General features: G+C 62.5%; 7 protein-coding genes and 1 pseudogene. 5 read left to right on the top strand and 3 right to left on the bottom strand.

Annotation, left to right across the window (positions count from 1 at the left end; all coding sequences use genetic code 11):
- The coding region (locus NBH12_RS06605) for a transposase family protein (RefSeq protein WP_502801749.1) at positions 1-1,002 on the bottom strand (1,002 nt) is incomplete at its 3' end.
- 80 nt (positions 1,003-1,082) lie between these two features.
- A pseudogene (locus NBH12_RS06600) lies at positions 1,083-1,436 on the bottom strand (IS30 family transposase); the annotation flags it as partial.
- A 51-nt stretch (positions 1,437-1,487) separates the two neighbouring features.
- On the opposite strand from NBH12_RS06600, the gene NBH12_RS06595 reads away from it, so the two are divergent.
- The gene (locus tag NBH12_RS06595) at positions 1,488-2,030 is read left to right on the top strand and encodes an integrase core domain-containing protein (protein ID WP_230846516.1); all 543 of its coding nucleotides are present in this window, start codon (positions 1,488-1,490) and stop codon (positions 2,028-2,030) included.
- Here the strand turns inward: NBH12_RS06595 and NBH12_RS06590 are convergent.
- The gene (locus NBH12_RS06590; protein WP_016463077.1) at positions 2,005-2,214 is read right to left on the bottom strand and encodes a helix-turn-helix domain-containing protein; all 210 of its coding nucleotides are present in this window, start codon (positions 2,212-2,214) and stop codon (positions 2,005-2,007) included. The two genes, NBH12_RS06595 and NBH12_RS06590, sit on opposite strands and share 26 nt — an antisense overlap.
- Before the next feature lie 120 nt (positions 2,215-2,334).
- On the opposite strand from NBH12_RS06590, the gene NBH12_RS06585 reads away from it, so the two are divergent.
- The 4 genes from NBH12_RS06585 (at position 2,335) to alaS (ending at position 6,485) form a co-directional block, all read left to right on the top strand.
- The gene (locus NBH12_RS06585) at positions 2,335-3,009 is read left to right on the top strand and encodes a histidine phosphatase family protein (protein WP_032734784.1); all 675 of its coding nucleotides are present in this window, start codon (positions 2,335-2,337) and stop codon (positions 3,007-3,009) included.
- 82 nt (positions 3,010-3,091) lie between these two features.
- Positions 3,092-3,475, top strand: coding sequence for a DUF948 domain-containing protein (locus NBH12_RS06580; RefSeq protein WP_016463075.1), 384 nt, complete (start codon positions 3,092-3,094; stop codon positions 3,473-3,475).
- Entirely contained in the window at positions 3,475-3,711 is a 237-nt protein-coding gene (locus NBH12_RS06575) for a hypothetical protein (RefSeq protein ID WP_003829239.1), read from the top strand. Before NBH12_RS06580 ends, NBH12_RS06575 begins: the two co-directional genes overlap by 1 nt.
- A 95-nt stretch (positions 3,712-3,806) precedes the next feature.
- A complete protein-coding gene (gene alaS / locus NBH12_RS06570) occupies positions 3,807-6,485 on the top strand; it encodes an alanine--tRNA ligase (protein WP_250819298.1) in 2,679 nt (892 codons plus the stop codon).
- Positions 6,486-6,492 lie beyond the last annotated feature (7 nt).

Here is a 6,492-nt window from a genome sequence, read left to right as displayed (position 1 = left end):
GCTTTCCGGCTCCAGGTGGATCCGCTTGTACCCGTAGCGGCGTTCGCTGTTCTCGAACGCCTCGCGCACGAGCTCCAGCAGCGGCGCGTCCTTGTCGGGGCGTTTCATGGCGTCGGGCTGGTAATGGTACGTGCTGCGCGCGACGCCCACCGCGGGCAACAGGCTTCCGGCGGTCACGCCCAGCGTCTCGCCAGCGGTCTTGACGAGGAGCGTCTTCTCTCGGCTGGCCGGGTTTTCCGGGTCTGCGCCCGGCTCTTTTCCCAACAGCTCCAACGCGCCCTTCCGGATCGCGATCTCGATGTCGAGTTCCCTCTTCTCCCGTCGTTGCCGTTCGACATCGGCGTCCAACTCGTCCAGACGGGCCTGGAGCTCCGCCACTTTCCTCTCCATCGACGCCAACGCGTCCGCCGGACCGGCCGCGTCCGACGCGTTCGGAGCCACGGTCGGCTTGACGGACGGCTCCTTGGATTCCACGACGGTCCTTCTTTTCCCGGATCCGGACACAGTCGCCTCCTCGGATTTCGCGAGCATCTGCCGTTTCCATTCTCGCACAGTCGCGTCCTGCACGCCCAGTTCGGCTGCCGCCTCACGCGATTCCGGCCGTCCGGACGCGACCGCGACCACCGCCTCGCGTTTCAGCTCCTCGGGGACCGGACCGTGCCTCAACTTGCGTTGGCCGGGCGCGAGCTCGTCGATCCACGCCATGAGCAGTTCCTTGCTTTTCGGATAGCCGAGCATCCGCATGGTGCGGCCGGGCCGTCTGCCGTATTCGAGGTAATGGTCCACCGCGGCCCGTTTCTGCCCGTCCGTGTACCGCCTGTAGCGTTCCCCGCGCCCGGAGGGAACGCCGGTGCGCTCCTCCTCGAGCCGGTCCGCGTACCACGACGGCAACACGCCCTTGCTGGGATAGCCGAGCTCGCGGATCACGTCGGCGGCGCAGCGTTCGTATTTGATGTACAGGTCCACGGCCCTGTCGCGCTGCTCCCTGCTGTACTTCGCCATGAGGGGGTTCTCCTCCCGGTCAGGGAGTCCAAGAAAACGTCACCACCTCGAACACGAAACACCGACTTGACTAAAAACACGCGGATCGAATCGCCCAGGCGCAGCCGGTCGGCGATCGGGATGCGCTCCTCCTGATTGAGGTAGCGCGCGTGGATCCGTTTGGGTTTGTCCATGGTGGAACGATACCAGTCCATGCTTGCCTTTTCGTTCCTCCCGGTGGCGCGGGTGCGCCCGTTGCGCCATACCTTGCCGGTGCGCTTGGAGACCCCGACCGCATGGGCTGCCTGGGTGAAGTTCATGCCCTCCTCGTCCAGCAGACGCACGTGCTCCTCGCGCTTCGCCGCGCACATCAGCTTCCTCGTCGGATATTCGACGCCGTTGAACGTCCAACGGCGTTCCCCGCCACGGTCTTCGTTTCGGTGGCTCCTGGTCACCTGACCCTCCTTGCGGTAGGTCATGTGTTGCAACGATCACTAGAACTCGCCGTGCTTGACGCGCTGCACAGGGGGGTGGAGTCCGGAACTGATCGAGGGGCCGAATTCCAGCACGTCTACAACGAGGAGCGGCCGCACCGCGCGCTCGGCCGGCGAACCCCCGGAGAAGCGTACCGCGCCAAGGGCAAGGCCCTGCCCGACCCCGAACTCGCGGCCAGGACGCAGACAAAACTCGACGAGCAGCGGCGCCGCGAGACGACGGCCGGCAGCCCCGGGGCGACGCGCAGGAAGCCCATCCCCAAGGACAAACGAGCCGAACCGGCGCGAGCGGACGTCACCATAGGGCCCGGAATCCACAGGATCGACAGGCGCGGCTGCGTCACGCAGAACAACATCGCCGGCAAACGCCGGATCCTCAACCTCGGCAAACACAACGCAGGACGCATGGCCGAACTGCTCATCGACCACGGCCGGGCCGTCGCCGCCGGCCTGGAGACCGGCGAGATCCTCGCCGACCAGACGCTCGACGCCACCCGCGAATACCAATACCGCAAGCCGGCGAACGATGTCAACGATGCCCCACGACAGATGTAAAGCATGCCTCAGGAGACCCGTCAACTATGCCCCAAGACATCACACGCCTCGGCTCGCGGCTCACGGTGGACTTGTCCCGGCCGATCCTCTCCGCGGTCCGACGGATGCCCGGATGCTGTTCGCAATGCAGCTTCTCGATCAGGATCCTCTCCTCGGACGACAGGTGCGAATACTGTCGGCCCATGAGTGCAACACCTTCTTGAGCTGGAAACTTCGAACACTTCCAACCCTAGACAAGGTGTTGCACTTCTATTTAGAACTCGGGGGGTCCTGCGTTTTAGCGGACTGCGGTAGCATGGGAACCATGATTCTGCATTTGCATCTGGTTCGTCATGGGCAAACCACGTTCAATAAATACAACCGTCTTCAGGGATGGTGCAATGCGCCGCTCACCGCATCCGGACTTGCCGATGCCGACAGGGCCGGGCACAAACTTGAGGGCTATGATTTTGCGGCGGCATATTGTTCCGATACTTCTCGCGCCGAAATCACAGCGAAGCGAATTCTCGATATCAATGAGGCTGCCGGACATGCACGGCCAGAACTTACGGCCGATATGCATTTCCGCGAACAATGCTACGGATACTTCGAGGGTCAGGACATGTCGCTGGCTTGGACCGCTGCGGGTGGACCTCACGGCGCGAAGGACTACAACGACATCGTAGCCAAATTTGGTCTGGCCGCCTCGCGCGACTTCCTCAAAGAGGCCGACCCCTTCCATGACGCGGAATCCGACGAGGAATACTGGGCGCGGGTCGAAGGCGCGTTCGCCCTCATCGCCGAGAACCCGGCCCTCAAGGATGGCGATGATGTGCTTCAGATTTCGCACGGTAACACGCTGCTCAGCCTCGGCCACCGTTTCGGAGGCCCCGATCTTGACCTTAGCGAACGACCGGCCAACGGCTCGGTAACCGTACTCGACTTCGACACGACCAAACCGTTTTCGCAGGCCGTGACCATCGTCTCATACGGCAAATAGCGTATTTCATCGTCAGTTGCACGGGTAAATAGGGGAGGAGTGCTACCCTTATCCGAGTAAGTGTGACCTCAAGGAGGCAACAATGGGAGTCGGAGAGATCGCAGGCCTGATTGCGGCCATCGCGTTCGCAGTATTGGCCGGATTCATGATCTATCCGCTAATTCGGTTGGGCAAGATGTTCGACCAGATTTCGCAGACCGTCAAGGAATCCGGTGAGCATGCCATCCCCGCATTGGATGAGGGCGTGACCACCGTCAAGCAGGTCAACAAGTCGCTTGAGGATGTCAACAAGATTTCCGCTGCGGCCTCCACCACCGCCAACAACGTGGGTGCCCTGACCGATTTGTATGGATCCTTCCTTGGCAAGCCGGTTATCAAGGTCGCTTCGGCCTTCTATGCCTTGAAGGCCACTGGCCAGTCGTTCCTGGCTCAGAACGCCAACAAGACCGCTCAGAAGGGGGAGTGATGTTCAAACGCATCTTTTGGGTGGGCGTCGGTGTGGCCATCGGCGTGATGGCCGTCACCAAGGCACAGGCCTATGTCAAGGCCAATACGCCTGACGCGGCCCGTCAGTTCCTGCTTGGTCCCGATCAAGACAATGTGCCGATGAAGACGCTCGAAGGCCTGGTCAATGAATTCAATGCGACCCGTCGAGCCCGTGAGGCTGAGCTCAATCGTCAGTACACTGAGCGCGCCAACTGACACGCGCACGGCCTTACGCAATCCTTTAATCCATGCTTTCCACTGATAGTGGCGCAATTGCGCCCGAAACAAACCTACAAGGAGTTCATCCGCTCATGCGCACTGCGGACATCGCCAAGCGATACCTCGATTACTTCGCCAAGCACGACCATCTCGTCATGCCTTCGGCGTCCCTTATTTCCCCGAACCCCACCACGCTGTTCACCATCGCCGGCATGGTGCCATTCATTCCCTACCTGCTTGGTGAGCAGACCCCGCCGAAGAGCCGCATGACTTCGAACCAGAAGTGCGTGCGCACGCTCGACATCGACGAGGTCGGCAAGACCACCCGCCACGGCACCTTCTTCCAGATGCTCGGCAATTTTTCCATCGGCGACTACTTCAAGGAAGAGGCCATCCACTACGCCTGGGAGCTGCTGACCACCCCGCAGGACCAGGGCGGCTATGGCTTTGACCCGGAAAAGCTGTGGGTCACCACCTTTACCGACGACGAGGAAGCCCGTTCCATCTGGAAGAACGAGGGCTTTGATCCCGAGCACATGCAGATTTTCGGCATGGAAGACAACTTCTGGACCACTGGTGGCCCCGGCCCCGGCGGCCCCTGCTCCGAAATTTACGTGGATCGCGGCCCTGAATACGGTCGTGATGGCGGCCCTGCGGCCGACGAGACGCGCTTTATCGAAATTTGGGATCTCGTGTTCGAGAACTACGAGGTCGACAATGTCAAGTCCAAGACCGACCTGCACATCGTCGGCGAGCTGGCCCAGAAGAACATCGATACCGGCGCCGGTCTGGAACGTCTGGCCTACCTGATGCAGGGCAAACAGAACATCTATGAGACCGACGAGGTCTTCCCGGTCATCGAGGCCGCCGAGCGCCTGTCCGGCCGCAAGTACGGCGAGGACGAGGCCGCGGATGTCAAGTTCCGTGTCGTGGCCGACCACGTGCGTTCCGCGCTGATGATTATGTCCGATGGCGTGCGCCCGTCCAACGTCGGCCGCGGCTACGTGCTGCGTCGTCTGCTGCGTCGTACCGTACAGGCCATGCGCGTGCTTGGCGTGACCGATCCGGTGATTCCCGAGCTGCTGCCCGTCTCCAAGGAGGCCATGGTCGCCAGCTACCCGGAGCTTAACGACACCTTCCACGATGTCTCCGAAGCGGCCTACGGCGAGGAAGATGCGTTCCGTCGTACGCTGGAGAACGGCATCGAGATTCTCGACGTGGCCGTCAAGAAGGCCAAGAAGACCGCCGACCCGGTGGTCTCCGGCTCTGATGCGTTCACTCTGCACGACACCTACGGCTTCCCGATCGAGTTGACTCTCGAAATGGCCGCCGACCAAGGCGTGAAAGTCGACGAGGCCAAGTTCCGCGAGCTTATGGCCGAGCAGAAGTCCCGTGCCCGCGCCGACGCCCTCAAGAAGCGTCACAACGTGGACCTGTCGGTCTATGACGACTTCAAGAAGACGCTCGCCAAGCCGATCGACTTCCTCGGCTACACGGACATGTCCGCCCGTGCCAAGGTGATCGGCATCATGCAGGAAGGCAAGGGCTCCGTGCCCGCCGTGACCGGCCCGGCCAACGTCGAGGTCATCCTCGACCGTACCCCGTTCTATGCGGAGGCCGGCGGTCAGCTTGCCGATCAGGGTGAGATTCTCTCCGATGACGGCGCCGTGCTCGAAGTCGACGACGTGCAGAAGCCCATCAAGGACCTCATCGTTCACCAGTGCCGCCTGACTGAAGGCACGCTGGTCGTGGGCGCTGAAGTCAATGCGAACATCGATCTGGCCCGCCGTGGCGCCATTGCCCGTTCGCACACCGCCACGCACATGGTACACAAGGCGCTGCGCGAAGAGCTCGGCCCGCAGGCCACTCAGCGTGGTTCCGAAGACGCCCCGAACCGTCTGCGTTTCGATTTCCAGTGGTCCAAGGCTCCGGCCAAGTCCGTGATTTCCGCTGTTGAGGAGCGCGTCAACGACAAGCTGCGCGACAACCTCGCTGTGACCACCAAGGAAATGAAGTTCGACGATGCCATCGCCCTCGGTGCCATGCACCTGTTCGGCGAGAAATATGGCGACATCGTGCGCGTGGTCTCCATCGGCGAAGACGGCTGGAGCCGCGAGCTGTGCGGTGGTACCCACGTGGACCACGTCGGCAAGATCGGCATGGTCAACATCCTCTCCGAGGCGTCCATCGGTTCCGGCGTACGCCGTGTCGATGCCGTCGTGGGCCAGGGCGCATACGATTTCAACGCTCGTGAGCACGCGCTGGTCTCCCAGCTGTCCGACAAGCTCAACGCTCGTCCGGACGAGCTCGCCGAGCGTGTGAACGCCCTGCTCGCCAAGCTCAAGGAATCCGACCGTCGACTTGCCTCCATGTACGAGGCCCAGCTCGCCGCCGCTGTTCCGGCTCTGGTCGAAGACGCCAAGAACTCCGCTGCTCCCGTCAAGGTGGCCATCAAGAACGTGGGCCACTTCGGTGCGGTTGATGCCCTGCGCAAGACCGTGCTCGACGTACGCGGCCAGCTCGGTGAGGACGCCCCCGCCGTGGTGGCTCTCGCCGGCGTGAACGAGGACGACAAGCCCATGGTCGCCGTGGCCACCAACGAAGCCGCCCGCAAGGCCGGCATCAAGGCCGGCGATCTGGTGCGCGGCGCATCCAAGATCCTCGGCGGTGGTGGCGGCGGCAAGCCGGACTTCGCCCAGGGCGGCGGCGCCGATGCCTCCAAGATCAACGAGGCACTTGAGGCGCTCAAGCACGAGGCACAGAAGGCCTGATAACGCC

Source organism: Bifidobacterium sp. M3-N-101, assembly GCF_023656805.1.
Lineage (GTDB): Bacteria > Actinomycetota > Actinomycetes > Actinomycetales > Bifidobacteriaceae > Bifidobacterium > Bifidobacterium breve.
The sequence above is the reverse complement of the archived record's forward strand: the minus strand, read 5'-3'. Positions and strand labels throughout refer to the sequence as shown.